Raw genomic sequence first — 25,942 nt, forward strand, 5'->3', positions numbered from 1 at the left:
ATGCCTGCCATCGGCGCGGTCCGTCAGGTCGCGCTCTCGGCCGGGCGCGATCTTGATATGACGCTGGCGTTCTGGCGCGACGTGCTCGGCCTGGGCGTTCACGCCCGCTATGATCCGCCGGGCATCGCCTTCATCATGGCCGGCGACGTGCGTCTGTTCTTCACCGACGGCGTGCCGGCCGGCACCGTCTATCTCGACATATCCGGTCTCAAAACCTTCCACGCCGCGGCGAAAGCCGACGGTGTTCCCTTCACCGCGCCGCCAACGCTGGTGCACAACGATACCGAAGGCCAGTTCGGTCCAGCGGGGGAAAGCGAATGGATGGCCTTCCTAAAGGACCCGGCAGGCAATACGGTCGGCCTCGTCGAACGTCTAGCGCCGGAAGATCATTGAGGCCGTCATGAAAATCGTCACCTGGAACATCAACGGCGTCCGCGCCCGCATCGGCAACCTCACCCATTGGCTGAGCGAAAGCGACCCTGACATCGTCTGCCTGCAGGAGATCAAGACAGTCGACGAGCAGTTCCCGCGCGCCGAGATCGAGGCGTTGGGCTACAACGTCGAAACCCATGGCCAGAAGGGTTTCAACGGCGTCGCCATCCTGTCGAAATTACGCTTCGACGAGGTCAATCGCGGCCTGCCGGGCGACGACACCGACGAGCAGGCGCGTTTCATCGAGGGCGTGTTCTCGACCGACAAAGGCGCGCTGCGCGTCGCCTCGCTCTATCTGCCCAACGGCAACCCGATCGATGACGAGAAGAAGTTTCCCTACAAGCTGTCGTGGATGGCGCGGCTCGAGCGCTGGGCCGAGCAGCGGCTCTTGCTGGAAGAGGCGCTGGTCCTGGCCGGCGACTACAATGTCATCCCCGAGCCGATCGACGCAAAATTTCCGGAGAATTGGCTGGGCGATGCGCTCTTCCAGCCGCAGACCCGGCAAGCCTTCCGCCGGCTGAAGAATCTCGGCTTCACCGAAGCGGTGCGCTCCGTCACCGACGCCGCCGGTGTCTATACCTTCTGGGACTATCAGGCCGGCGCCTGGCAGAAGGACAATGGCATCCGCATCGATCATCTGCTTTTGTCGCCGGAAGCCGCCAACCGCTTTTCCTCGGCGTCGATCGAAAAGCATGTCCGCGCCTGGGAAAAACCCTCCGACCACGTGCCGGTGGCGATAGATCTGGCGCTGCAGCCGGCTTGATCGGGTCAAGCCCGGCGCCTGAATCCTGATATCGCCACAAATCGCGCGTTTAATCGCGCGATTATCATGGCGGCTGGGGTTCCCATGACTATCCGTAATGCTCTCTGCCCGATCGGCTGCGCGCTGGCGATGGCTGCCGCGACGCCGGCTTTTGCCGCGCAAGAATGCCTTGCCAACGGGAAATCGTTTCAGCTCGGCCAGGTCGCCTGCCTGACGATCGCCGGTCAGAGTCACCTCGCCCGCTGCGACATGGTGCTCAACAACACATCATGGACGAAGATCCAGGACGGTTGTCCCGAAAACACCCTGGCGCCACACCTGCAAAGCACGCCGATCTCGACGCCGGCGCCAACCCTGCCCTTGGCCGAACCAAGCGAGCCGACCGCTAACTGATTTCTCGAAAGCTGATCTCCCCCCTTGTTGTGGGGGAGATCGGCGGTTCGACTTACTGGTCGCCGCCGCCCTTGGTGAGGATGTCGTCGGCCAGCGAAATCGCGGTGCGGCGGTCGGCTTCGCCGGCAGCGGCAAACGCCTCTTCCTGCATGCCGCGGATCCACGGCTGGTCGGCCGGCGAGGCGCGTTCGAGCGCCGCGGTCATCATCGCCAGTCCGCGAACGATCTTGCCGCTCTGGAACAGCAGGTTGCCGAGCGTCGCCTGCGCGCCGGCATGGCCCTTTTCGGCGGCGAGCTGGAACCAGCGTCCGGCCTGCTTGACGCTGGCCTTGACGCCGCCCTCGCCCTTCAGGAACATCTGGCCCATTTCGAACTGGGCATTCGGATTGCGGTAGTTGGCGGCGGCGCGCATGTAATATTCCTGCGCCGCGACCTCGTTTTCCTCGACCGGGCTACCGGGAATGCCCGTCCTCAGATAATCGCCCAGCGCCACCAGCGCGTCGGAAACATAGCTTTCCTCCGGCGAGCCGGGTTCGACATCCTGGTCGACGATCTCCGAGAAGAACTTGAAGGCCTCATAGTCGTCGCGCGCCACGCCGTCGCCCTCGGCATACATGCGCGCGAGCTTCCAGGTGGCACCGATCTGGCCGTTCTCGGCGGCATATTTGTAGGCCTCGGCCGCCTGTTCCTTGTGGCCGCTCTTGTAGGCGGAAAAGCCGAACTGGAACACCGCCCAAGGGCTGGACTGCGGCTTCACGCCAGTCTTGTCGTCGAACACCTTGTCGTCGAAGGCCATGGCCTGGCCCACGGCGCCCAAGGTCGCAACCGCGACCAGTGCCGAAAACACAGACGACCTCAACACCTCAGATATCCGCATAACAATGTGTTTCTTTCGCACCACCCGGATGGGTGACCGCGCCATCGCGGGCAGGCCCTACCGTCTGTGCATATTTCCATATCGCGCCCGACTGATAGTCTGTCGTGCGCGCCTTCCATCCCTTCGCCCTCACCGCCAGTTCGGTGTCGGACAGCGCCACCTCGATCGTGCCGTTCACCGCATCGATCGAGATCACGTCGCCGTCTTTCAGCAGCCCGATCGGGCCGCCAACAGCTGCCTCCGGCCCGACATGGCCGATGCAGAAACCGCGCGTCGCACCGGAAAAGCGACCGTCGGTGATGAGGGCCACCTTGCCGCCCATGCCCTGGCCGTAGAGAGCCGCCGTCGTCGACAGCATTTCCCGCATGCCCGGGCCGCCACGCGGACCTTCGTAGCGAATGACGAGAACCTCGCCTTCCCTGTAGTTGCGGTGCGTAACCGCTTCAAAACATTCCTCTTCCGAATCGAAGCAGCGCGCCGGGCCTGAGAATTTCAGCTCCGACATGCCGGCGATCTTCACGATCGCGCCTTCGGGGGCAAGGTTTCCCTTCAAGCCCACAACACCGCCGGTTTGGGTGATAGGTCGGTTGGCGGGACGGACCACATCCTGATATTCATTCCAGACAACGTGTTCCATATTTTCGGCCAAAGTGCGGCCGGTCACCGTCAGGCAATCGCCATGCAGATAGCCGTGGTCGAGCAAGGTTTTCATCAGCAGCGGAATGCCGCCGGCCTCGAACATATCCTTGGCGACATATTTGCCGCCCGGCTTCAAATCGGCAATGTAAGGCGTCTTCTCAAAAATCTTGGCGACGTCGAAGAGATCGAACTTTATCCCGGCCTCGTGCGCGATGGCCGGCAGGTGCAGCGCCGCGTTGGTCGAGCCGCCGGTCGCCGAAACCACGGTCGCGGCATTCTCCAGCGCCTTCAGCGTGACGATGTCGCGCGGCCGGATGTTCTTTGCGATCAATTCCATGATTTTTTCGCCCGAGGCGAAATTGAAACGGTCGCGCATCTCGTAAGGCGCCGGAGCGCCGCAGGAATAGGGCAGCGCCAAGCCGATCGCCTCGGCGACGGTGGCCATGGTGTTGGCGGTGAACTGGGCGCCGCAGGAGCCGGCCGACGGACAGGCGACCTGTTCGATCTCGAGCAGTTCAGCGTCGCTGATCGTGCCGACAGAATGCTGGCCGACCGCCTCGAACACGTCCTGCACGGTGATCTGCCGGCCGCGATAGCTGCCGGGCAGGATCGAACCGCCATAGATGAAGATCGACGGCACGTTGAGCCGCACCATGGCCATCATCATGCCGGGCAGCGACTTGTCGCAGCCGGCGAGGCCGACCAGTGCGTCGTAGCAATGGCCGCGCATCGTGAGCTCGACCGAATCGGCGATGACATCGCGCGACACCAGCGACGACTTCATGCCCTGGTGGCCCATGGCGATGCCGTCGGTGACGGTGATGGTGCAGAATTCGCGCGGCGTGCCGTTGGCGGCCGCCACGCCCTTCTTGACCACCTGCGCCTGGCGCATCAGCGAAATGTTGCAAGGTGCTGCTTCATTCCAGCAGCTGGCGACGCCAACCAGAGGCTGCGCGATCTCGGCCGCCGACAGCCCCATCGCATAGAGATAGGAACGGTGCGGCGCACGCGCCGGACCAACGGTCACATGGCGGCTGGGCAGCTTGGCCTTGGAAACGACTCTGGCGTCCATACTCTTCCTTGCCGCGGGCGGTGCGGCCTGCCTCATCGCCGAGCCTTCTGGCGCGTGTCCCGAGACAGGTTTGAGGTGCGCCGGGTTTATGGCGGGAAATAGGCAATTCCCCTGAGTCACTTTGCGGCGCGAGGGTTGTTCAGAAACTGTTGCCAAAACATCACAATCGTAAGAGGCGACGGTTGTGCTGGGGATTTGCAAAGCAGGCGCCTGGCGGCTTGGCACGACGCTGCCACTGCAAAAGAAAAAGGCCGGGCAATGCCCGGCCTTTTGATCGCATTTTCAGAGGCTTAGAACTTGATCTTGATGCCACCCGAAATCGCCGTGACCATATCGTTGCCGAAGTCGTAGCTGACATCGGTGCCGGCCACATAGCCGTTCTCATCGGTCAGGGTCCCGGAATGGCCGCTGGTCAGCACGCCGATCGCGCCGGCCAGACGAATTTCGACGTTCGGGCTCGGCGAATAGGCAACGCCACCGCCCAAGGTCCAGGTATCGGTCTGGCTTCCATAACCGTGTGAGGTGCCGCGATCCCACGAAATCTGGCCAGCTGCGCTCCACCGATCGTTGAATTTGTGGCCGATGCCGGTAGTGACCGTCCAGCCGTCACGATACATCAAGTCGAGCGAAGTCATCCGGATACCGAAGGGGGAAACCGTGGTGCAAGCCAAAGGTTTGGAAGCCACAGAGCAGATTGGAATGCTCTGCAGCACGCTCCAGTTGACCCATTTGATTGAGCCGAATGCTAGCCAGCCAGGCGCAATACCCGACTGAAGCTTGAATTCCACCGAATCCGGCATCGACGCTTCGCCATAGATCGGGATGACGGTCCCGCCGACATTCGTCAGGTCGAGCGTGCCCGAAATGTTGTCGAGCTTCACTTGCGAATTATAAACGAGGCTGGCGCGCAGGGCGATCTCGGGGATTTCATAAGCAAGGCCGGCCCGCCAGCCCCAGCCGCTGCTGTCCAGATCGACACGGCCCGTGCCGCCGAAATTGGGGACCAGCGGCGATACAAGGCTTTCCTTGAAACCGTAAACTTCCTGATAGAAGACGCCGCCGATGAAGCGAATTTGGCCCTTGCCGGCATCCATCTTGTAGGAGCAGGTAGCGGCGTAGTTGTTGCTCTTGATTTCGGTTTCCATGTTGGACTGGGCGCCATTCCACTGACCGGGTGCGGTATGCGCCCCCCACGGCTGGGAATAATCCACCATGCAGTCTACGCCCTGGACGATCTGGGCCTTGGCGCCGATGCGTGGCACCCAATAGCTCTCGCTATCTTTGGCCGTACTCAGACCCGTCAACGTTCCATCTGACGGGTCGGTATCCACCGCGTTCTTGAGCTTGCGGTCCGGCATCACAAAGGTCGCTTCGGCCTCCGTGGCGAAGGGCGCCGGGTCGAACAGAAGATCGATGTCGTAGCCGCCGCGCTCGATACCGCCGGCATGCGCCGGGTGCATGGCCGAGCCGATCATCGCAAGCGAAAAGCACCCCGCCCCCAGCAGTGCCTTCAGTCGCAAATTGCGCATGGATTCTTTCCCCCGAAATACCAATTCACCAAGCTAGAACCAATTCGGCTGAACGGCGCAACAACGAATTTGTGGGGCGTACACGTACACGTTGGCCGCGCATTTTTCGACAGAGGGCCGGCCAAAGCCCTCGGGCCGAAAAAACACCCGCCTGAGCGCAATCGATCGGCAAAAATCTGCAAGAACTGCTTGAAAGGGCTAAAAAATGATGGTTTTGCAGGGCAATCGGCGTCCTTGTTACATTATGGCAACAATGGGGCAAAAACTTCCGTTTACGTCAAGATCAACACAACGGAAATGGCTGTTTCAATACCGCCGGCCGTTGAGGCACCGGAAAGTCCAGGCAAACAAAAAGGCCGGGCAATGCCCGGCCTTTTTGTCGTTCAATTCGAATTGGTTACCACTTCACCTTCACCGACGCCGAAAGAGCGGTGATCAGGTCGTTGCCGAACGAGTATGAAACGTCGGTTCCGTGTGGAATGCCACTTGAGTCAAGCACCACGCCCGACGAACCGCTGGTCAGGACGCCAACCGCGCCACCGAAACGGACCTCGACGTTTTTGCTGGGCGTGTAGGCTGCACCGGCCGACACCGTCCATGTGTCGCTCTGCGTTCCTAGTCCCGTGCTCGTCCCGCGATCCCAAGTAAGGGTCGCCGCGCCGCTCCATTGGTCATTGAACTTGTGGCCGACACCACCGGACACAGTCCAGCCGTCACGATACAGCAAATCGAGGGATGTTACGAAACCGACGCCGCCGCCAAGGTTTCCGTAGGTACAGGGGCCTGGGGCTCCGACCTGGCAGAAATTGACGATTTGCAGCGTGCTCCAATCGACCCATTTTACCGAACCGAAAGCGAGCCAACCGGGCGCGACGCCGGACTGCACCTTGAATTCAACGGACGCTGGCATCGACGCGGTGCCGACGACAGGAACTATGGCTCCATTGACCTGTGTGAGATTCACGTTGCCGGTGATGTCGCCGAGATTGACAGCACTGTTGTAAACCAAGCTGGCGCGAAGCGCGATTTCCGGAATTTCATAGGCGGCGCCAATACGCCAGCCGACTCCATCGCCCTTTAGGTCGATACGACCGACACCGGTGCCAAGCGCAAATGGCGGGAACTGCACCATGCGTTCCTTGAACCCGTCGACTTCCTGGTAAAAAACACCGCCGATAAAGCGAAGCTGCCCTTTGCCGACATCCATTTTGTAGGAGCAAGTGGCGGCGTAGTTATCGCTGTTGATCTTGGTTTCTATGTTGCTGTTGGCGCCCGCCCAGTTAGCTCCGGGGTTGGTGTGCGCACCCCAAGGCTGTGAGTAGTCCGCCATGCAATCGATCTGTTGGCCAACGGCCGCCTTGAACCCGATCCGCGGAACGAAATAGCTTTCCGTATCGTGAGCCGAATTTGGAAGGCTGTTACCATTGCCGCCCCCCGGACTGCCATTGGCAGGTGATGTGTCGACTGCGTTCTTCAATTTCCGCTCGGGCATCACATAGGTGCCGGAAAATTCCCCAGCGACCGGCGCCGGATCGAACAGAAGATCGATGTTGTAGCCGCCACGCTCCAGACCGCCGGCATGCGCAGTCCCGATCAAAGCCAGCGAAAAGCACCCCGCCCCCAGCAGCGCTTTCATTCGCAAATTGTTCATGATTGTCCTCCCCGAAATACTAGTGGACCAAGCTAGAACCAATTCGGGTTAACGGTGCAATAACGAATTCAATAGGCGTACATGTACGCCTCTGCTGAACGTATTTTCGACAAAGTGCCGACCAGAGCGGTAGCACGCGAAAATGGCCATCTGGCCGACAATCAGCAGAAAAAATCAGGAAATCGCGCCGAAAGGGCCCAAAAAACAGCGTTTTTGGCGGTATTCGGCCCCATTGTTACATTATGGCAACAATGGGGCGGAAACTTTCCGTTTACGTCAATATTAACGCTACGGAATGCCTGTTTTTGAGGCAAAACGACGTCGTCGTCGGCAGGTCCAGCCTCACGAATCCGACCGCTCAGCCGGCCTCCCGCACCCGGGTCAGCGCCACCGAAAGCTTCTCCTGAGCATCGCTGTATTCGGCGAGTTTCTCGCGCTCGGCGTCCACGATCTCGGCCGGCGCGCTGGCGACGAACTTCTCGTTGGACAGCTTCTTGTGCAGGCGCGCGATTTCCTCGGTCACCTTGGCCAGTTCCTTCTGCAGCCGAGCCGCCTCCGTTGCGACGTCGATCAGACTGCCGAGCGGCAGGCAAATCGTCGCTTCGTTGAGCACGATCTGGGCGGAGCCCTTGGGTGCCGCGTCGACCAGCGAAATGTCACCGACCCGCGCCAGCCGCTTGATCGCCGACGCCTGACGTTCGAGCCGCTCGTGCGTCACCTTGTTGGCGCCGATCACCATCAGCGGCGCGATCGCCGCCGGCGGCACGTTCATTTCCGAGCGCACCGAGCGGATGCCGGAGACGAGGTCGACCAGCCAGTTGATGTCGGCCGCCGCTTCCGCGTCCTCGAAATCAGGCGACGGCCACCTGGCGTGGCACAGCAGCGACGGGCGCTCCTTGCCCTCGCCGGTGGTCTGCGCCCACAGCTCTTCGGTCATGAACGGCATCATCGGATGCAGCAGTTTGTAGATCTCGTCGAGCACGAAGGCGACGCAGGCGCGGCTCTCGGCCTTGGCGGCCTCGTCCGTGCCCATGAACACCGGCTTTAATAGTTCCAGGTACCAGTCGCAGAACAGGTTCCAGACAAAGCGGTAGGCAGCCCCCGCCGCCTCGTTGAAGCGATAGCTGGTGATGCCGTCGGTTATTTCCCGCGCGGCCCGCGTCAGCTCGGTCAGGATCCAGCGATTGACCGCCAGCTTGGCATCGTTCAGCCAGAAACCGTCGTTGCGCGCGACTTCGTTCATCTCGGCAAAACGCGTCGCGTTCCACAGCTTGGTGCCAAAGTTGCGATAGCCGGCGATGCGCGCCGGATCGAGCTTCACGTCACGCCCTTGCGCCGCCATCACCGTCAAGGTGAAGCGCAGCGCGTCGGCGCCGTATTCGTCGATGAGATCGAGCGGATCGATGACGTTGCCTTTCGACTTCGACATCTTCTGCCCGTTCTTGTCGCGCACCAGCGCGTGGACATAGACGGTGTGAAACGGCTCCTCATCCATGAAATGCAGGCCCATCATCATCATGCGGGCGACCCAGAAGAAGATGATGTCGAAGCCGGTCACCAGCACGTCGGTCTGGTAATAGGTCTTCAGCTCCGGCGTCTGGTCGGGCCAGCCCAGCGTGGAGAACGGCCACAGCGCCGAAGAAAACCAGGTGTCGAGCACATCCTCGTCGCGGGTCAGGATCTCGCCTGGCTTGAAGTTCTCAAGCTTGTCCTCGACCCAGGCTTTCCACGGCCCTTCCAGGGCCAGATAGTATTCAACCGCGGCGCCCAGCGCCTCTTCCTCGGTCTTCTCGACGAAGACGCGCCCGTCGGGGCCGTACCAGGCCGGTATCTGGTGACCCCACCACAGCTGGCGCGAGATGCACCAGGGCTGGATGTTCTCCATCCAGTCGAAATAGGTCTTTTCCCAGTTCTTCGGCACGAAGTTGGTACGACCCTCGCGCACCGAGGCGATCGCCGGCTTGGCCAGTTCCGCCGCGTTGGCATACCACTGCTCGGTCAGGAACGGCTCGATCGGCACGCCGCCGCGATCGCCATGCGGCACGGCATGCCGATGCGGCTCGACCTTTTCCAGGAAGCCGCCGGCTTCCATCAGCTCGACGACCTTCTTGCGCGCAACGAAACGGTCGAGCCCGTTGAGCTCGTCCCAGATCGCCTGGCGCTCCGGCGTCACCTCGAGGCCGGCGAGAAAATCCTCATTATCCCTGAGGCTTACCGCCGCCTCGATGGTCAGGATGTTGATCGCCGGCAATTTATGGCGCTTGCCGACCTCGAAGTCGTTGAAGTCGTGCGCCGGCGTGATCTTGACCGCGCCCGAGCCTTTTTCCGGATCGGAATACTCATCCGCCACCACTGGGATCTTGCGGCCAACGATCGGCAGCACAATGTTCTTGCCGACCAGACGCCGGAAGCGCTCGTCATCCGGGTGCACGGCGACTGCCGTGTCGCCCAGCATCGTCTCGGGCCGCGTCGTCGCCACGGTGATGAACGTCTTCGGGTTTTCCGGGTCGAAGACCTCGCCCTCGATCGGATAGCGGAAGTGCCAGAGATTGCCGTTGACCTCCTGCTGCTCGACCTCGAGATCGGAGATCGCCGTCAACAGCTTCGGGTCCCAGTTCACAAGGCGCTTGTCCTTGTAGATCAGCCCTTCCTTGTAGAGCGTCACGAAGACTTCGAGCACTGCCTTGGACAGGCCCTCGTCCATGGTGAAGCGTTCTCTGCTCCAGTCGGCCGAGGCGCCGAGCCGCTTCAGCTGGTTGAAGATGGCGCCGCCGGATTCGGCCTTCCACTCCCACACCTTGTCGATGAACTCTTCCCGCGTCAGGTCGCGGCGATGGATCTGCTTTTCCATCAGCTGGCGTTCGACCACCATCTGCGTGGCGATGCCGGCATGGTCCATGCCCGGCTGCCACAGCACGTTCTTGCCGCGCATGCGCTCGAAGCGCACCAATATGTCCTGCAGCGTGTTGTTGAGCGCGTGCCCCATATGCAGCGAGCCGGTGACGTTGGGCGGCGGGATGACGATGGTGAAGGCTTCAGCCCCCTCCTCGGCGCCTGCACCGGCACGAAACGCATCGGCCTCTTCCCAGATTTTGGCGATCTTGGGCTCGACGGTTTTGGCGTCGTAGGTTTTTTCGAGCATGGGAAACGGTCCGCACTGTCGGGAGTTTGTTGGGTCCGGTGTAAATCGGAAGGTTTTGGCCAAGTCAACCACAAGGGCCGTCCTGGTTCATCACAGGCAAATAAGCGTGGTCCTGGTCATTACAACGGAAGGCCGTGTCCACACTCGGCGCAAAACTTCGCCCTCGGCGTCCGGTATGGCTTTCCGCATGCCGGGCAGTCGGGGCCGTAGTCGGAACGGCGGACATAGAAGACGTCGTACACGGTCCATAGTTTGAAGCCGGTGAGTTTTCGATCTGCCGAGGGATTGGGCAGTGCTTTTCGCGCCTCTTCCAAGGATGCCCCGGTTTTGGCGCGATAGGCCATCACTGCGTCTATCGTGTTATGCGCATCACGCACGACATCTGCATGCTCCTTATCGGTGAGCATGGGGACCTCTGCTCTCAGCCTGTAACTGTAGGTCCGCTCGCGATCCATCGATCAACGGTAGCAGTATCCTATTGCTTAGGAAAAGGCGCAGCGCCCGCACCTTCAGCGATATTGAAGGCAACCTGATCGCCTTCGCCACGTCGGCGGAGAGCGGTTGAATCCGGAAGCAAAAAAGCGCCGCCCGCAGGCCGCGCTCTTCATCCCCGATTGATCCGCGAAATTACTGCCCGCCGCGCGCCACGCGCTCGATTTCCTCGCGCACCAGCCGTTCGACCAGCGTCGGCAGATTGTTGTCCAGCCAGTCCTGCAGCATCGGCCTCAGCATCTCTTCGGCCATCTCGTCGAAGGTTTTCTTGCTGCGGCTGGCAAACGCATCGGAAAGCTCGCCGAAGGCCGCAGCAACCTGCCGGCCAGCGCGTTCCGAAAGGATTGCCGCACGTGCGGACGGTGGATCGCCGGCGGCCTGGCGCGCCAACTCACCGCGCGGAAGCGTCGGCTCGCCGCGCGTATGCGTCGGCTCGCCGCGTGCAGGCGTCGGCTCATCGCGCGAAGACGTCGGCTCGAAAGCGGACTCGGCTGCCAGCTCTTCCGAAAAAAACTCGACCTCCGGTTCGACATCGGGCATTGGCGTCTCCACCTTGTCCTGCCTGGCCACGGTCACGGTTTTTTGCTCGCCCACGGCGGCGATCTCGCGCCGCCAATCGGTGACGATGCTGTCACTCGTTTCCGCAACCCTTGCTGTCGCGGGCGCCTCTGCGCTTGCTGCCGGGGCGAACTCGGCGGCGATCCTGGCGCTCACCTCGGCCAAGGTCGTGGGGGCAACGGTCGCAGCAGCAGGAGTGTTGGGGGCAAGCATCTCCGGCGCCTTCGCCGGGGCAAGGTCGAAGCGCACCGGTGTTTCCATGCGCGCGATCACCGGCTCGCCCAGTTGCGCCTGCACCTCCGCCAGCGTAGCCGGCTTCCTGGTAGCGGTTTCGGCATGCAGCTCGCTGCGGAATGTATCCACATCCGATGCCGGCCCGGCCGACGGCGCCGGCTCGAGATCCTGGCGCAATTCCTCTGCTTCACCCGGCTGCTTGCGGCCAGAGTCGCTGTCTTCGATGATCCGCCTGATGGAAGCCAGTATCTCTTCCATGGAAGGTTCGCGCTGTGCGCTGCTTGCCGTCGCCATCGTCACATCCGCCGCCCTTGTGACCCGTTGCAGATTTCCTGTTCGGCAAAGCCGGACACGAATCATGGCGACAGGGTAACCGACGGATCGCCATCGGAGAATCCCCAATCTGGGGAGATGTTGGATTTCAACAGATTAGAGCGCCGGCGTCTTCACGACGCACAGCGCTCTAACACTTTGAATCCGGGGCAGGATTTGAACAGGCTTGGGATCAGCGACCGTCCGGCGTACGCAGGCCGGTCCACTTGTCCTTGACTGCCTTGTAGTGCTCTTCAGGCTTGTACTTCGTCACCTGCAAAGCGAGACGATCGACCGACAGGCGGCCCATGGCCGAAAGGATGGCATAGCTCGCCACCACCACATCGCGCTCGGACGTCGCAAGGTTGATCTTGGCGCTGATGACATCGTTCTGGGCGTTCAACACGTCGAGCGTGGTGCGCTGGCCGACATTGCGCTCTTCGATGACGCCGTTCAGAGCCAGCTGCGCGGCGGCGATGACCTGCCGGTTGGCCGCGACGCTCTCTTGCGCGGCGGTGTATTGCGTCCATGCCGAAGTCACGGCCTGACGCACCTGGTCGCGGCTGACATCGACTTCGATCCGGGCCTGGCCAAGCGATTCCTTCGACTGGCGAACCAATGCCTCGGTGCGGCCGCCCGAATAGATCGGTATGGTCAGCGTCGCCCCGATGCTTGCCGAATTGGTCGTGCCGTCCTGCGTGCTCAGGGCGCCGGGAACGGTGTTGCGATAGGCGCTGGAAACGCCGGCACTGGCGGAAAGCTGCGGCAGCAGGGCACCCTCTTGCGACTTCACTGAAAACGCCGCCGCGTCGACAAGGTGCTGGGTGGAGAGGATGGCCGGATGCTCGGCCGCCGCGATCGAGATCGCCGCGTCGAGGCTCCTCGGCAAAAGCTTCGCCAGTGGCGAAGCGCCTTTGAGCTTGCCCGGCTCATCGCCGACGATCTGGTGGTAGGTCGCCGCACTTGCCAGTGCCTGGGCACGGGCGGCGCTCAACTGCGCCACCGCGGCCGAACGCGAGGCGTCGGCCTGGGCGACGTCGGTGCGCGTGCCTTCGCCGACCTCGAAACGCGAGCGTGCCGCACGCGCCTGCTCGGTCAGGAACTGCAGGTTCTGTTCGGTCAGCACAGCCACCTGCCGGTCACGAATCACGTCCATGTAGGCGCTTGCCGCGTTGAACAGGATGTTCTCTTCAGTGTTGCGCAGGCTCTCGACCGAGGCGCTGACCCGTGCTTCGGCGGCGGCGACGTTGTTCCTGGTCTGAAATCCGTCGAACAGCGTCTGATTGATCTGGACGCCAAAATTGCCGGTGGTCAACCGCGCGCTCGAGTTCGTGCCGTTGACGTGGCTGCTCGAGTAGTCGATTGACGCAGACCCATTGATGGTCGGGCGCCAGCCCGACTTGGCGATGGCCACGCCTTCGTCGGTGACACGCACGCCGGCGCGGGCGGAGTTCAGCTGCGAATTGTACTGGTAGGCCTTTGAAAGCGCGCCGGTGATGGTTTCCGCGGAAGCAGCCAACGGCGAAAGCACGGTCGCGGAAAGGAGAAAGGCGGTAAAAAGGCTCTTTCGAAAGGACGGCACGTTATTTCCCTCATTCGTTTTGCATGGGAACTGCGCCACGCCAGCCTCTCTTACGATCAGCCGGCGCCGCGCATTTATCATCTATCGTTCCCCCGCCGATAGCCCCCGGAATGCCCGGTGATGCAAATCAGCAACGATGGTTCAAATGCAAGCGAACATGACAGCGCTTTTGCTGCAAGGCAAAATCGCTCAGAATTCGAACGCGCGAACACGTTCAAATCCAGGTAGTGGCTTAATTGCCGCATTAAATGCCCGTCTTCCGGTTGCAACCCCCCCGTTTTTGAAAAACAGCCGGGCCACGCCCGCATTGCCCTGCCCCTCTACGGCGACCAGACGGCCGCCTTCGGCGAGTTGGTCGAGCAGCGCCGCCGGCACGTCCTCGACACTGCCGCCAATGAGAATCACATTGTAGGGCGCCTTGGCGGCATGACCTTGCGGCAGCGGCCCGGTGACCACGGTTGCGTTGTCGCAGCCCTGCGCCGAAAGCGTCGCTCCGGCGGCTTCCGCCAGCGCCGGGTCGCTCTCCAGCCCGACCACGGACCTTGCCAGCCGCGACAGCAAAGCGGTGGAATAACCGGTCCCGCAGCCGACATCGAGCGCCGAATCGCTGGCGTCGATTTCGGCCAGCTGCAGCAGCTTGGCAAGCGGCGAAGCCTCCATCAGGTAGCGCGCACCGCCACCATCGGCGCCGTCGGATATGCGGATGTCTTCGTCGATATAGGCGAGATCGCGTTGGCCGGCGCCGACAAAGGCCTCGCGCGGCACCGAAAGCATGGCGTCCAGCAGTGGCGCGTTGGTCACGTCGGTTGTGCGCACCTGGCCGTCGACCATCTTCACCCGGCGTTCGGAGAAATCAGCGCTCATGTCCCAACCAATCCGCTTGCCGCGCCAACACCGCGGTTCATTTCGACCGGAACTTCAAGCTCCCGGCGCTGACGCGCGGGAGCTCGGGCATTTGGAGGCCTCGCCCGGAATCGAACCGGGGTGCAAGGATTTGCAGTCCTCTGCGTAACCACTCCGCCACGAGGCCTCGTTGCTCCCGGCGTTCCACCCGGTTCCAATAGGTTGCGGCGAAAATGCCGTCAAGCGGCCACGGCGCATTCCGTGTCTCGAATTGTCGCCGCGCCGGCCGCGACCGCCACTTTAGGCAATTGTTAAACATGCAAGGCATGGTCTGCGGTTGCTAAGAAACTCGAAACCGCAATCTTGCGTTAGGTAAACAGGAGGGAGTCGCCATGCGTCGGGCCGTGGCAGACCGGGAAACGACCGCATCGCGCAGATTGGCGCTGCTGCGATGCGAGGAGCTTGCGCGTCACGCCATCGACCGCCTCAGCATCGAAGGCGCGAGCCGCCTTTCGCCGCACGATCGCGCGCGCCTGGCTTCAGTCGCGGCTGTTCTCAAGGACATCTGCGAGGGCCTGGAAAAGCGCTCGGGCCACTAAACTCTCAGTTCGGCCGCCGCCGCCGCTCCCACCATACGACGAACCGGCGCCGCTGGCGGCGCACCAGGGCGAACTCGTAGGAAAGCACCAGCAGGCCGAGCGGGATCATCCAGAAGCCCAGGATCGGCAGGAAGCCGAGAATGCCGAAGAAGACCAGCACGACGCCGATCGCGATTCGGAGGCCACGCGAACGCGGCATGGTGAACTCACGGCCGAACACCGTGATTTTCCGCGCCGGTGCCTGGTTGTCGCCTGCTGCAGTCATGTCGAAAGTTGATCCGTTTCCCAAGGAATAAAAGTCATCTGCGGGTAAGGCTGCAATCGCCTTTTCGGTTCCGTGCCCCTGCCAAGACGGCTAATATGAGGGCAGCAGTCGACGATTGCGAGAAACCGCCGGGCGAAAAAGCCGCGAAAAAATGCGAAATGCTGCTTTGCAAAGCCGAAAAGGGCAGCTATAGGCTGCGCCACTCACATGAGAGCTCTGTTCCCCGGTAGCTCAGTGGTAGAGCAACCGGCTGTTAACCGGTTGGTCGCTGGTTCGAATCCGGCCCGGGGAGCCAATCTTTTCAAAGGCTTAGACGATCCTAAAAAACGCCGGAAAACGGCTGATCTACAGCATATCTACAAAATCTGGTTTCGCTACGGACCTGTTCTGATGATTGCCGCGATCAGCGTGACGGAAGGCACCGCCCGGCGCCCTTTCACGGCGGTAACAGGGGTTCGATTCCCCCTTGGGCGTACCAGCAATTTCAAGCACTTAGTGTGCCCTTACCTCGATAGGTCGAATGTGCATCGAATATACGCCCGCGAACACAGGCGGACGCTGGGCGTTGATTCCGTCTGTTTTGCCAAAAATGACCGTGGCTAGAGTGGCTCTCCGATCGGATTTCGTAGTCGCTCCCGGTGCTGCCTGGCACAAGCGCTCGCGCGGAGGCTACCGGTTGCCGGGCAGTCTGCTTCCTACTCTAGTGAACGGATTCATAGGATTGAGGCACCGGTCTTGAAATTCGGTTGCCGATGTCCCTCCCCTTCCTGTTCGATACTATTAAATCCTTGTCTGTCAACGGGTTGCGCCTCTTGCGCGGGCCTACCGTGCTAGGCTGTCCCGTCTCATACCGTAGCGTTGCGTTGCAAAAGCGTAGCAACTCGTTCACCGGCTGTTCTGCTCGCTATTCCGGGGATTTCCTGCGACTATTGGTAAGTCTGTGCGACCTTGGATGTGACAGCAGTGATCGACGGCTGACGACAAATCGAAGCGGGGCAAGCAGGATCGAGCCTTCACTTGCATTTCGAACTGGCGAAGGAGAACATGGCAGCAGGGGCAGGATCTCCAACACAAGGGCGCTCAGATGATACGTCTCCTGGTGACAGCATTGATGTATTTGATGGGGACGCTTTCAGCTTCTGCTGGTGATAATTGTAGCAGTCTGATGGGCCCGACTAATGTTCCGCAGGTGAAGGACTGCGCATCGGCGAAAGAGAATTTGCGATATTGGATAAATGATCGAGAGTCTAATAATCGTTTCAACCAATGCTGGAATTCTCATTACGCCAACAGCAAATATAACCAGCAACCAATGAGGGAGTCTCCTCAGGCCAAGGAACTAATTCGTATCGGTGAGGGCATGGTGAAGACGTATTGCCAGACTGCCGCAGCAAGCCCATCTGGAGAATCAAAACGATCGGCTGCGAAATGCACAGACGCGGCCGCGTCATATGTCTCTTGGAGACGCGGCCGAAAGGGCGATGGTCTAGGGGGCAGCGGTTACGTGCTAGAAAACAGTTGCAAGTCGTCTGCTATCAGGGCGCACTACATCACCCTGACGGCAGGCGCGTGCCGCGAAGAAGCGAATTCTGCCAAGGTGTCCGCCGGAAGTGACCTAGGTGACTATAGTTATTGCAAGGCTCCTCCCCGGATCACGGGAGCGGAGTTTGTAAGGTAGGCGAGAGTGTAGAGCCGGGTTTGCATTTCCCTCCCTTCATCGATCAAGGGGCCCGCCACCGTGAGGCAGCGGGCTTGGCGGTGGGTGCCGGCGGCTAGGAATTCTTATCACCGTTTGGATTTGGTGCCGGCGCCTCTCCGCACGTCTCGCGGGAGCAGCGGCAACGGCCGACGCCATATCAGGGCAAAGTAGCGCCCCGCCTGCGCGCGTTTCCGCCAGCCGCTGTCCCCTACAGCGCCGAAGCGAAAGCTATTGTGATCGACCTCTCTGCGAAAACAGCTCGGCAGTGATTTTGTCTCTGTCCCCACTATGCCTAGCGATCAAAGCGAGCGCTTCCTGGCGGCCAATGTTGCCGAGCTTCATGAGGTACGGAAGCTCAAACGTTCTCTTGTTGAAGCGCCATTCTGGCACGTACCGTGTTGCCACTTTTCGCGCTGTCGTTCCATCTTGACGCATCATTTGGCTCCTCTCCCTGATATGATGATGGAGTCGCAAATTCCGTGCCTCTTGCTGCCGCGCTCGACGATATCTGGACTCTCTCGCGCAACGGAAGCATTCTCCCTGAGGGGAGCGAGGGGCGTGGGCAAGGTCGATCGGGCAAACAATCGCTATAACCGTCGAAAGTACCGGCATTTCGGCGATCATTGGAGTTCTGGCCCTGCAGTTCGGCCCTGCGCTCTTAGACTGTGACGCCCGCTATAGCACGTCACCGCGCGTCGGTGGTCAGTCTCTCATGCGCCGGCTGGTGGATGGAAGACGCTTGTTTTGCTGAGCGATATGTCGCCACGGATGAAATTGAAGCTGGCGGCGATCGTGGCCGTCTTCCTAGCTAGGAAAAAGTGACGACACCGCGCCGCTGCTCTCCTTGCTCTCAACCTCGGCTGGAGTCATATTGTGCCCGCGTCCGAATGAGCGTGAAGGGGAGCAGCCTGATGAACACTCTAATTGGCATCGCCAACCAATTCCGCGACGATGAAACCGGCGCGGCCATGGTCGAGTACTCGATCCTTATCGGCATCATCGCCGCAGCATCGATCCTGGTGATCATTGCTATCGGCGCTTGGGTCGGCGGTCAGTTCACCGGCCTTTGCGCCACGCTCAACGGCCAGGGCTTTGTCGGGCACACAACTTGCGCGGCTGCGACCTGACCAGCCACTTAGACGGACGACCTCGAAAAGGCGACCGACGGAATATTCGCCTTTTCAAAGTGATGCTTCCGCGTGATCGCCCACCGCCTTGATCCGCCGCCGGCGCTTGGCGTTCTCGCGCCCTTGCGCGCGATCTCGACGCGCTTCTGATCCGCCGCCTCTTCCCCGGCCGACATCTTCGGAATGATCCTGTCAGGGTTCGCCAGCAGCCACAGCAGCGCCACCGTCATCGCCTCGGTGGTAGAGCAGAGTTTCGGGTGCGGCGATTCGGCCCTAGTTGAACTGAGACTAAAGGCTCACTGAACCATGTCGAACTTCTCCAGACTGCTATTCTGACACGTTGCCATCGCGACCCCGGTGCCTGGCGTTTGCTGCACCAGGCAGAGCGTCGGATTGTTGGTGGACTTCAACACAACGTGATTCAAGAGACCTGCGTTGGGAAGGCTTCTCACTTTTTCCTGAAGTGCCTTCACCGTATCAGCGTCAATAGTTACTTGTGCCTGGAGATCATCTACCTTTTTTTGCAATGCAGTTAGCTGGCATTGTACGTTGCAAGTTTTTGCCGAGGCCGATACGGAAATAGAGCAGGCCAATGCCAACACTGCTGCCCCACAGAAATTTCGACTTACGATAAATATTACTCTCACGATTCCCTCCCATTAAGATTTGACCAAGGCCGCACGGGCGTTGCCGGAAACATGACCAAGTTGTCGGACTTCGCGGCCAGCGGCGGCGCCGGTTAACCCGACCCTATCAAATATATCAAGAGGCCCACAACGGCAGCGAGTGACGCGCCGCCTATGATAGACCTTCTGCGGCTTCCTAGGTTTCAGCATCCCTATGCCCCATCTCCAGCGAGACATATTAGCAATCCCTTGCTTTTGGAAAAGAGCAGGACCATCCTTAGCGCACGGCGTGAGGAGGCCACCAAGGGTAACGGTGGAACGTCATGGAATCTGTTTGCTTCGATCCTGGAGGGATGATCTGCATTCCGTCTGTCTTCCTGGCCGTCACGTTCGCCTTCCTGGCCATGACGCCGTTTGCCGCCGCGCGGCTGCTCGTGCTGAGGATGCGCGCACATTCCGGCCGATCAAGCGAGGATGCTGTGGCATCGTTTGGGATGCTCCAGCCCGCGTAAGGGGTCGGACGTGAAACTCGATATTGGTGCCGACCAGGCTGATCGTTGGCGAAAAGGCCTTCGACATAAAAAGCTCCGTCGACGGTGGTTCTATCTAGCAAAGGTCGTCGCCGGCATCGCGGTGATTGTCGGCCTCCTGGCCTTTCAGATCTACCCCGCGCTCGTGGACTGCAACGCCAGCTACAACTCCCGACAACGCTTCCTGATCAACCTGTTGAAGGACGGAGAGCGGTGGTTCTGTAGCACGGCCGATGCGGCCGGCTGGCGAAAAGCGGGGCATTGATGGCGTTTTGGCGACGGGTTTCCGAAAATAAGCTATTGCTCCTCCTGGCGGCAGCGGTGGCCGCTTTTGTAACGCAACTCGTGCTGCACCAATTCGAACGCCATCAGCCTGACCCAAAACCCCAAGGCTTTGTGAACCGTTCCTGCGAGCCCGTGCTGGCCTGCTCACAGATGTATTCGTGTGAAGATGCTGCCTGGCACCTCAAGAACTGCCCGTGGGGTCCAGATCATCTGGATGGCGATGGCAACGGGCTGGCCTGCGAGACGATTTGCCGGATCCCGTCCTAAATCCCGTTCTGGGATTGATACTTGTTTCGAGTATCAACGGCCAGTTGATATAAGAGGATATGTCAGCGCTTGACCTGTCACAAGCATTTGCATGGAATGGTTAAGCTGGCCAAGAAAGCCAGCATTATCAATCCCTTATATTAGGAAACGATACGACAAAGAGACGTCGTCGGAAGGTCAAATGTTAACAATGACTTAACGGATTATTGACTCACTGCACCATCCCGGCACAGGATATTCATCGGGACCGGGTGGTTGAGCTTGCGAGCACCCCCTGTCCGGATAAAATCGGTAACAGGGGGAAGTCAAATGAAGAAGCTCATGACGATGGCCCGGCAGTTCCGCGACGATGAAAACGGGGCTGCCATGGTCGAGTACTCTATCCTTATCGGCATTATCGCCGCGGCGTCGATCCTTGTGATCATCGCCATCGGTGTTTGGGTGGGCGGTCAGTTCACCGGCCTTTGCGCCACGCTCAATGGTCATGGTGCGGTCGGCCATACCGTTTGCGCTGCCGCGACCTGATTCGTCGCCTAGAGTGCGTTCGGGCCTCTGAACTTTGGAAGTTTGGGCCGATCCAAGTACGGCAACGTGGGGCTGGTGCTACGTCGCGCCAGCCCCAGTCGGCGAACAGGACCGATCAGACCTTTGCGTCATAATCTAAGACCTTGGCCCTACCAGCTAAGGTAGGGCGCCTCGCCAGCGCGCGTTTCTGCCGGCCGCGCTCGCGTGCTCGCCTGCAGACCTCGGGTAGCAGTTGCCAGTCGGCGCTGCCCGCGAACTAATCGCCGCCAGCGAACTCCCTCTCAAACGGCTAAGCTTACAGCTTGTGGCGATCGTGCTACCGCTACGCGGTCAGTGACGGGGTGCGACATGGACGGCACGCATGCGATTGCAGACGCTGCTCAGGAGATCATGGATCAGCTTGATGCCACGCTGCGGGCACTTCTTGCCACAGGCATACCGGACGACACGAAGTTGGCGGTCGGCCAGCATATCAGCTATGCGACGCTGTCCCTTGAGGACCTGCACGACCCTCTCGATCCCAAACCGGACGAGATTCTCTGATCCTTGATCCCTGGCCCGGGCACGGCTGCGGCGGTGGCGGTGGCGGTGGCGAGGTCGGCCTCGACGCTAGCTTCGCACAAGGTGGCGCCCGGGTTGCAGCGTGTTCCCGAGCATGAATGTCGGCTCTCTGTCAAATGCAGGCCGATAAAATTGGGACCTCGATAGCCGCGGCGCCAACCTCGCCGATCCAAATCCCGTCGGATTGAAAAAAGCCGCATCCGCTGCGAACGGGCAGCTGCGCCCGAAACAAAAAGGCAACCTTCCAACCGCGGGCCAATTGTTCACTCCCCACGAAATGCGGCCTCGACGTGGGACGGCTGCCCCTCTGAACCGTTAAACGCGCCGATTGGTCTCGCAATGAGTTAACACTGGCGCGGCGCGACGTTGGAACCACTTCGCGAATTGAGCGTTGCGAGCGGATGATCAGACGATTTGCTTACGCCCTCATCCTCGTCCAGGTATCCATGGCGACTGCGCTGGCTACGCAGGTGTTCCTATCGACGGCCGACGAAGCCCGTAACTCAGAACTCTCGCTTGCTCCGGCGCCAGTCGCGAACGAGGGATGCGCCAAAGCGACGTGGCCCAATATTCCGGAACGATGTCTGCAACGAGTCGAGCCGAAGGTGGTGACGCTCGTGCTCAGCCAAAACAACTAAGGGCTGCGCTATCCACAAATGGCTCTTGCGTGATTTGCAGGCAGCCATGAGCAGTCGGCTGCACTGCCGCAGCAGCACCCACGCTCCGTTAATCCTCGCGCAACCTCTGCAATCTATCTTGAATGCCAGATCGTCGAGGGTGACATGAAGCGCAAGTCGACAATGCTCTTTGCCTTCCCAGCTCTGATCCTGCTGATTCTGGCAGGGGAGCGCATGGCGACTTTCTTGTTGGGAGCCTATCCGGCCAGTCCGACAATGTGGCGGATTTGGCTTGAACTAAGGCCCCTGTCGACGATGTTCTGGCAACAGATCGATCTCTATCTGGGGGCGTCGATGGTCCTTGATGCCTCGATGCTGGCCGCCGCATCGATCGTCTGCTGGATGGCGTGCCGCACAAAAAGGTCGGCTGCCTTCTTCTTCCTTGCCAATCACGTCGCCCTGCTTTTCGCCGGGTTGATGATCGCTGTCACCAGCCATTCCGAAACAGCGAGCACGATCGCTTCATTCACGGTACCCGGTGGTCTTCCATTCTCACTAATGGTCGATTTCACCTTGAAGAACAGCCTTGTGCTGTTTCTGGGTGTGACAGCATGCGCCTACTGTCATGTCGCCTTCCTCAGCGAAACCCGACAGCGGTCCGAAGCGCTGGCCGCGCGGCTTGTTGCCCTGCAGCGAGATCTCTAGAGCCTGTTCCATCCCGATGGAATCGGAATGGGGCTCTATGTCTTTGTTTAAGCATGATCTTTTCCGAAAGCCGGTTCCCACTTTTCGGGATCATGCTCTGGGCAGCCCCACGGTTTCCAGCGCTAGTTGATCTTTCGGTAGTAAACCTTGCCGTCGGCCTGCTGTATGCGCTGGTAGTCGGGGCTTGGGGCAGGCGCTGCGGCTGCGATCCTCCTTTTGGGCTGACGCGGCGCATCGACACCGCTGGGGTCGGTTGCGTCTTCACCATCGATAACGGTGGGTGCCTCCGCCACGGCGCTGGTCGCGACCATCGAAGGTTCCGCTGCGCTCGACATGACTTCGTCGCCGGCAACTGGCTGGTTCTGTTCCAGCCTGGCTATGCTCCGGTTGATTTCACCGAAGCTGCTCTGCAGTTGACTGTCCAGTTTTTCAAATCGGCTCTGAAAACCGTTGTTGACCGTATCCAGCCGGCCCCCGATTCGTTGTTCGAACGTCCCGAGTTGCTCCAGGCGCCCTTCCAAAAAGCGCATATCGCTGATGCCGCGGTAGAGATAAACCGCGGCTATTATGTTCACCAAGGTGATCAGGGACGTGCCGATGACGACAGCGCCGATCAGGCTTCTGTCACTCGGTTTCCCAACGGCAGCCTGCTCTTCAATGTGGGTTGCCGCCCCAATCTCGATTGCCGGCATGTCCGGCTCGCTGATCATCGTCATTGGACCACCACCTTTGCGCCGACCGCGACGCGCTTGAAGAGATCGATCACATCGGTGTTGGTAAGGCGAAAACACCCCGATGTTCCGTCGAAGCCGACACCTTTGGGATCGTTGGTGCCATGGATGCGGTAGAGCGTGTCACGCCCGTCCCGAAGCAGATAGAGGGCTCTCGCGCCGAGTGGATTGTAGGGACCGGCAGGCACCATTTCCGGCAGCTCCGGCTGGCGGGCGCGCATTTCCCGGGGCGGTCGCCATTCCGGCCATTCGGTCTTCGCGCCCACCTTGACGACTCCGGTCCAGCCAAATCCGTCGCGTCCGACGCTGATCTGATAGCGAAGCGCCTGGCCTTGCCGGGTCACCAGATAGAGCGCTTTCTCGCCCTTGCGGATAACGATCGTTCCGGGTTGTTCCGTGGTTTCGAAGGCGACAGTCTTGCGCAGGCTGGGGCCCATTGCCGGCAGTGGCGGCCGATCCGAAAGTGCCGATCGCGCGCAGGCGAAGTCCTGGACGGACATCGCCAGCGCCACGCCCATGACGCAGGCGCCGGCCAATCCTTGGACGATCCGATACTTACTTGGCAGCGTCATCGAGCCGCTCTTTGAACATCCGCTTCAGATCCTTGTTGAAGCGTGCACGCCCATCCACCTCCGCGGGCAGGATAGCACGGTTCAAGGCATCAGCCAGAAGTGCATTGTCCAGCGCGACCGACTTGATGTGCGGCGCCTTGAAAATCTTTTCGAGTTCGCTGCGCGAAAAGTGATTCCCGAACCATTTGCGCTTGTGCTTGTTGGCGACCAGCGTGATGCTGACCGCATTGCCACGCAACTCACGGATCTTCTTATAGAGCCGCTTGCCTTGCCGCAGCGAGGCGACGTTGAGCTCAAAGACTATGAAGATCTCATCGCTCGTCGACAGCACCGAATTGTGCCAGGGCGTCTCGATGTTCGGCAGATCGATGACGATGTCGTCGAACCGGTAGGCGACGAGGTCCAGCAGCCGAAACACGAAATCGGCGCCCTGCGGCTCGAAAGGCAGTTGCGGCCTTTCGAAGGAATAGAGCGTCAGCCCGGACGGGCGCGACAGCTTGATGACATCCATCAGCTCGACGTCGAGTCGTTCCGGCTGGCCGATGATGCCGCCAAGGTCGAATTGGTTGAACTGGTTGAGATAGGCGCCGCAATTGGCGCTCTGGAAATCGAGGTCGACCAGGCAGGTGGAAGCCCCCCGCTCTGTCGATTTCGATGCCAGGAATTCGGCTGCGGAAAGAGCGAGCGTTGTCGCGCCGGCGCCGCCGCTGGCGCCGATGAAGGTGATGATCCGGCTCTTGGTGCCCTGGTTGCCGGTGTCGTGGAAGGTGACTGCGTTGAGCAGTTCCTTGCCATCGAGCGGCTTGTGCAGCCAATCCGAGGCGTTCATGCGCACCAGCACCCGCGTCTGCTCCGGCGTCAACTCGTCGGAGACCGCGATCAGCGGCACGGTAGCCCATTTGGAGCGCGCCTCGACGATGCCGGGCTGGCCGAGCAATTCGCCATGACCAAGGTCGAGGATGACGATGCCAGGCCGCGTGTCGGCCGGCGGCCCCTTGAGGAAGTCGCCCGTCTCGGAAACCCTGACGTCGTAGATTGCCAGAGCATCGAGCCGCGTCGCCACATCGCGCTTGAAATTCGGATCCGACGAGAACAGCGCCACCTGCTTTCGTTTGGTCGGCAGAACCTTGGTGTTGATGGCATTCATGGTGAGCTACTCTTCATGTCTTCGCCCGTAACCGTGCTCAGCATGGAGGGCATGGTCATATTGTCGAACCCGAGCAGTCCGCCCAGGAAGAAGAAGTGGTAGGTCACGTTCTGCAGGCTGACGGTGATTGTCGGCACGGGGCCACCCAGCCGGGTCTGATAGCCAAGGCCGGTGGCCGTGTAGTGAATGACGACGTTCGCAGGTTGCAGAAACGGGAAGAAATGACACATCCCTGGCCGCTGTCCCGCCGCAAGTCCGGGGCAGGTGCCTGCGCCAGTTGCATCACCTTGAAAGATTCGATTGAAGTTGGCTGCTGACCATACGCCCGCCACACAATTGGCTCCGGTGCAGCTGCAGGTCGAGCTTGCGCCGTCGCAAAGATAGTCAAAAGAGCCGGCGACCACGGGGGCTCCTGGCGTCGTGGTTGCACCGGCTGTCGAAATCTGTGGTGCGACGGGGTCGGAAATTGAGGCCAATCGTGCGCCGGCCTGTACGGCCTTGGTCGCTGAGTTCCACTGATAGAGCGCATAGCCGAAGTCAACGAAGCCGAGCGTAAGTGTGAGCAGCAGCGTCATTGCGATGGCCATTTCGACCATCGTCGTGCCGTCCTCCAATGTCACGAACCGCTTTAGCATCATCAAAACCGGATCAACCGCTCCTGATGAGTGCCGCCGAGGGTGATGGAGCCAACGCCAACGAGCGACAGCATGCCCAAGTCCTGATAGTGGAAGCTGGTGGACGCCGTTACGATGCAGACCTGCGATGTCGTGGAAAGGTATAGAACGGTGCCGTCGTTGGCGATCGCGTTTTGGCAGGTGCTGGCGTTTACAGTTACATCCGACGCCAGCCAGCCATCGACACGCGGCGTATCAGCTATCGTTCCTCCCACTTTTCCATAGACGGCTATGCTTGCAGCAATGGCGGAGCAGTTGATAGCAGAAAGCCCGGCATCCGTGTAGAGCTGGCTGTTGCAGCGCGCGGCGAAGCGAGCGGCATCGCTAAGGCCGGCTTCCATCAGAAATTTGTCGTGGATGAACCTGCCAAACTCGAACACGCCAGCAGACAGCAGCACCATCAGCGGTGCGACCAGCGCCATCTCGATAAGAACCGTGCCGCGCTGGTCCAGGCGAAAGCGTCTTAGACATAGGGAAAGGATTTTTGTCATGG

General features: G+C 60.5%; 29 protein-coding genes and 2 tRNA genes. 13 read left to right on the top strand and 18 right to left on the bottom strand.

Going from position 1 to position 25,942, the window contains the following annotated elements; translation table 11 throughout:
* The 3 genes from AC1D0N_RS21995 to AC1D0N_RS22005 all read left to right on the top strand — a co-directional run bounded on the left by AC1D0N_RS21995 (position 1) and on the right by AC1D0N_RS22005 (position 1,588).
* Positions 1 to 393, top strand: a complete 393-nt coding sequence (locus AC1D0N_RS21995; RefSeq protein ID WP_477247582.1) for a VOC family protein — start codon at positions 1 to 3, stop codon at positions 391 to 393.
* A gap of 7 nt (positions 394 to 400) precedes the next feature.
* Positions 401 to 1,195, top strand: coding sequence for an exodeoxyribonuclease III (gene xth / locus AC1D0N_RS22000; RefSeq protein ID WP_477247584.1), 795 nt, complete (start codon positions 401 to 403; stop codon positions 1,193 to 1,195).
* Between the two features lie 66 nt (positions 1,196 to 1,261).
* On the top strand, positions 1,262 to 1,588 hold the full coding sequence (locus AC1D0N_RS22005; protein ID WP_477247586.1) for a hypothetical protein: 327 nt from the start codon (positions 1,262 to 1,264) through the stop codon (positions 1,586 to 1,588).
* 52 nt (positions 1,589 to 1,640) lie between these two features.
* Here the strand turns inward: AC1D0N_RS22005 and AC1D0N_RS22010 are convergent, their stop codons facing one another.
* The 3 genes from AC1D0N_RS22010 to AC1D0N_RS22020 all read right to left on the bottom strand — a co-directional run bounded on the left by AC1D0N_RS22010 (position 1,641) and on the right by AC1D0N_RS22020 (position 5,705).
* Positions 1,641 to 2,465, bottom strand: a complete 825-nt coding sequence (locus tag AC1D0N_RS22010; RefSeq protein ID WP_477247588.1) for a tetratricopeptide repeat protein — start codon at positions 2,463 to 2,465, stop codon at positions 1,641 to 1,643.
* Positions 2,452 to 4,176, bottom strand: coding sequence for a dihydroxy-acid dehydratase (gene ilvD / locus AC1D0N_RS22015; RefSeq protein WP_477247590.1), 1,725 nt, complete (start codon positions 4,174 to 4,176; stop codon positions 2,452 to 2,454). Before ilvD ends, AC1D0N_RS22010 begins: the two co-directional genes overlap by 14 nt.
* A gap of 290 nt (positions 4,177 to 4,466) precedes the next feature.
* Positions 4,467 to 5,705 carry an OmpP1/FadL family transporter gene (locus AC1D0N_RS22020; protein ID WP_477247592.1) on the bottom strand — a complete coding sequence of 413 codons (1,239 nt, stop codon included), beginning with the start codon at positions 5,703 to 5,705 and terminating at the stop codon, positions 4,467 to 4,469.
* Between AC1D0N_RS22020 and AC1D0N_RS22025 the strand changes: the two genes are divergently transcribed.
* Positions 5,622 to 6,140, top strand: coding sequence for a hypothetical protein (locus AC1D0N_RS22025; RefSeq protein ID WP_477247715.1), 519 nt, complete (start codon positions 5,622 to 5,624; stop codon positions 6,138 to 6,140). The genes AC1D0N_RS22020 and AC1D0N_RS22025 overlap by 84 nt on opposite strands.
* On the opposite strand, the gene AC1D0N_RS22030 is transcribed toward AC1D0N_RS22025, so the two are convergent.
* The 7 genes from AC1D0N_RS22030 to AC1D0N_RS22060 all read right to left on the bottom strand — a co-directional run bounded on the left by AC1D0N_RS22030 (position 6,103) and on the right by AC1D0N_RS22060 (position 14,706).
* Positions 6,103 to 7,356 carry an OmpP1/FadL family transporter gene (locus AC1D0N_RS22030; protein ID WP_477247594.1) on the bottom strand — a complete coding sequence of 418 codons (1,254 nt, stop codon included), beginning with the start codon at positions 7,354 to 7,356 and terminating at the stop codon, positions 6,103 to 6,105. The two genes, AC1D0N_RS22025 and AC1D0N_RS22030, sit on opposite strands and share 38 nt — an antisense overlap.
* A 358-nt stretch (positions 7,357 to 7,714) precedes the next feature.
* Positions 7,715 to 10,498 (bottom strand): valine--tRNA ligase, encoded by a 2,784-nt coding sequence (locus AC1D0N_RS22035; protein ID WP_477247596.1) that lies wholly within the window; start codon positions 10,496 to 10,498, stop codon positions 7,715 to 7,717.
* A 119-nt stretch (positions 10,499 to 10,617) separates the two neighbouring features.
* On the bottom strand, positions 10,618 to 10,905 hold the full coding sequence (locus AC1D0N_RS22040) for a zinc ribbon domain-containing protein (protein ID WP_477247598.1): 288 nt from the start codon (positions 10,903 to 10,905) through the stop codon (positions 10,618 to 10,620).
* A 220-nt stretch (positions 10,906 to 11,125) separates the two neighbouring features.
* Positions 11,126 to 12,076 (bottom strand): PopZ family protein, encoded by a 951-nt coding sequence (locus AC1D0N_RS22045; protein WP_477247600.1) that lies wholly within the window; start codon positions 12,074 to 12,076, stop codon positions 11,126 to 11,128.
* A 211-nt stretch (positions 12,077 to 12,287) separates the two neighbouring features.
* Positions 12,288 to 13,676 (bottom strand): TolC family outer membrane protein, encoded by a 1,389-nt coding sequence (locus tag AC1D0N_RS22050; protein ID WP_477247602.1) that lies wholly within the window; start codon positions 13,674 to 13,676, stop codon positions 12,288 to 12,290.
* A 189-nt stretch (positions 13,677 to 13,865) separates the two neighbouring features.
* On the bottom strand, positions 13,866 to 14,540 hold the full coding sequence (locus AC1D0N_RS22055) for a protein-L-isoaspartate O-methyltransferase family protein (RefSeq protein WP_477247604.1): 675 nt from the start codon (positions 14,538 to 14,540) through the stop codon (positions 13,866 to 13,868).
* A gap of 92 nt (positions 14,541 to 14,632) precedes the next feature.
* Positions 14,633 to 14,706: transfer RNA gene (locus AC1D0N_RS22060), tRNA-Cys, on the bottom strand.
* A gap of 205 nt (positions 14,707 to 14,911) precedes the next feature.
* Between AC1D0N_RS22060 and AC1D0N_RS22065 the strand changes: the two genes are divergently transcribed.
* On the top strand, positions 14,912 to 15,118 hold the full coding sequence (locus tag AC1D0N_RS22065) for a hypothetical protein (RefSeq protein ID WP_477247606.1): 207 nt from the start codon (positions 14,912 to 14,914) through the stop codon (positions 15,116 to 15,118).
* A gap of 4 nt (positions 15,119 to 15,122) precedes the next feature.
* Here AC1D0N_RS22065 and AC1D0N_RS22070 read toward each other — a convergent pair whose 3' ends face one another.
* Positions 15,123 to 15,383 carry a hypothetical protein gene (locus AC1D0N_RS22070; protein WP_477247608.1) on the bottom strand — a complete coding sequence of 87 codons (261 nt, stop codon included), beginning with the start codon at positions 15,381 to 15,383 and terminating at the stop codon, positions 15,123 to 15,125.
* 220 nt (positions 15,384 to 15,603) lie between these two features.
* On the opposite strand from AC1D0N_RS22070, the gene AC1D0N_RS22075 reads away from it, so the two are divergent.
* Both AC1D0N_RS22075 and AC1D0N_RS22080 read left to right on the top strand, forming a co-directional pair.
* Positions 15,604 to 15,678: transfer RNA gene (locus tag AC1D0N_RS22075), tRNA-Asn, on the top strand.
* 2,315 nt (positions 15,679 to 17,993) lie between these two features.
* Positions 17,994 to 18,209, top strand: a complete 216-nt coding sequence (locus tag AC1D0N_RS22080; protein WP_477247609.1) for a Flp family type IVb pilin — start codon at positions 17,994 to 17,996, stop codon at positions 18,207 to 18,209.
* Positions 18,210 to 18,217: 8 nt separating this feature from the next.
* Here the strand turns inward: AC1D0N_RS22080 and AC1D0N_RS22085 are convergent, their stop codons facing one another.
* Together AC1D0N_RS22085 and AC1D0N_RS22090 are read right to left on the bottom strand one after the other, a co-directional pair.
* On the bottom strand, positions 18,218 to 18,433 hold the full coding sequence (locus AC1D0N_RS22085) for a hypothetical protein (RefSeq protein WP_477247611.1): 216 nt from the start codon (positions 18,431 to 18,433) through the stop codon (positions 18,218 to 18,220).
* 72 nt (positions 18,434 to 18,505) lie between these two features.
* On the bottom strand, positions 18,506 to 18,856 hold the full coding sequence (locus AC1D0N_RS22090; RefSeq protein WP_477247613.1) for a hypothetical protein: 351 nt from the start codon (positions 18,854 to 18,856) through the stop codon (positions 18,506 to 18,508).
* 302 nt (positions 18,857 to 19,158) lie between these two features.
* On the opposite strand from AC1D0N_RS22090, the gene AC1D0N_RS22095 reads away from it, so the two are divergent.
* The 6 genes from AC1D0N_RS22095 (at position 19,159) to AC1D0N_RS22120 (ending at position 22,325) form a co-directional block, all read left to right on the top strand.
* The gene (locus tag AC1D0N_RS22095) at positions 19,159 to 19,347 is read left to right on the top strand and encodes a hypothetical protein (protein ID WP_477247614.1); all 189 of its coding nucleotides are present in this window, start codon (positions 19,159 to 19,161) and stop codon (positions 19,345 to 19,347) included.
* Between the two features lie 10 nt (positions 19,348 to 19,357).
* Positions 19,358 to 19,630, top strand: coding sequence for a hypothetical protein (locus AC1D0N_RS22100; protein ID WP_477247616.1), 273 nt, complete (start codon positions 19,358 to 19,360; stop codon positions 19,628 to 19,630).
* A gap of 170 nt (positions 19,631 to 19,800) precedes the next feature.
* Positions 19,801 to 19,917 (top strand): hypothetical protein, encoded by a 117-nt coding sequence (locus tag AC1D0N_RS22105; protein ID WP_477247707.1) that lies wholly within the window; start codon positions 19,801 to 19,803, stop codon positions 19,915 to 19,917.
* Positions 19,918 to 20,226: 309 nt separating this feature from the next.
* The gene (locus AC1D0N_RS22110) at positions 20,227 to 20,442 is read left to right on the top strand and encodes a Flp family type IVb pilin (RefSeq protein WP_477247618.1); all 216 of its coding nucleotides are present in this window, start codon (positions 20,227 to 20,229) and stop codon (positions 20,440 to 20,442) included.
* Between the two features lie 348 nt (positions 20,443 to 20,790).
* On the top strand, positions 20,791 to 20,985 hold the full coding sequence (locus AC1D0N_RS22115) for a hypothetical protein (protein WP_477247620.1): 195 nt from the start codon (positions 20,791 to 20,793) through the stop codon (positions 20,983 to 20,985).
* 800 nt (positions 20,986 to 21,785) lie between these two features.
* Positions 21,786 to 22,325: a hypothetical protein gene (locus tag AC1D0N_RS22120; RefSeq protein WP_477247622.1), complete on the top strand. Its 540-nt coding sequence runs from the start codon at positions 21,786 to 21,788 to the stop codon at positions 22,323 to 22,325.
* 122 nt (positions 22,326 to 22,447) lie between these two features.
* On the opposite strand, the gene AC1D0N_RS22125 is transcribed toward AC1D0N_RS22120, so the two are convergent.
* From AC1D0N_RS22125 to AC1D0N_RS22145, 5 genes are read right to left on the bottom strand one after another with little or no spacing between them, the layout of a single operon-like run.
* Complete coding sequence (locus AC1D0N_RS22125; protein WP_477247624.1) at positions 22,448 to 23,041, bottom strand: hypothetical protein; 594 nt, start codon at positions 23,039 to 23,041, stop codon at positions 22,448 to 22,450.
* Positions 23,038 to 23,628, bottom strand: coding sequence for a L,D-transpeptidase (locus AC1D0N_RS22130; RefSeq protein WP_477247626.1), 591 nt, complete (start codon positions 23,626 to 23,628; stop codon positions 23,038 to 23,040). Before AC1D0N_RS22130 ends, AC1D0N_RS22125 begins: the two co-directional genes overlap by 4 nt.
* On the bottom strand, positions 23,612 to 24,775 hold the full coding sequence (locus tag AC1D0N_RS22135; RefSeq protein ID WP_477247628.1) for a CpaE/TadZ family protein: 1,164 nt from the start codon (positions 24,773 to 24,775) through the stop codon (positions 23,612 to 23,614). Before AC1D0N_RS22135 ends, AC1D0N_RS22130 begins: the two co-directional genes overlap by 17 nt.
* The gene (locus tag AC1D0N_RS22140; protein WP_477247709.1) at positions 24,772 to 25,413 is read right to left on the bottom strand and encodes a TadE/TadG family type IV pilus assembly protein; all 642 of its coding nucleotides are present in this window, start codon (positions 25,411 to 25,413) and stop codon (positions 24,772 to 24,774) included. The genes AC1D0N_RS22135 and AC1D0N_RS22140 overlap by 4 nt, the downstream gene beginning before the upstream one ends.
* The gene (locus AC1D0N_RS22145; RefSeq protein WP_477247630.1) at positions 25,413 to 25,940 is read right to left on the bottom strand and encodes a TadE/TadG family type IV pilus assembly protein; all 528 of its coding nucleotides are present in this window, start codon (positions 25,938 to 25,940) and stop codon (positions 25,413 to 25,415) included. Before AC1D0N_RS22145 ends, AC1D0N_RS22140 begins: the two co-directional genes overlap by 1 nt.
* Positions 25,941 to 25,942 lie beyond the last annotated feature (2 nt).

It is taken from the genome of Mesorhizobium sp. P2_E10 (assembly GCF_056404235.1).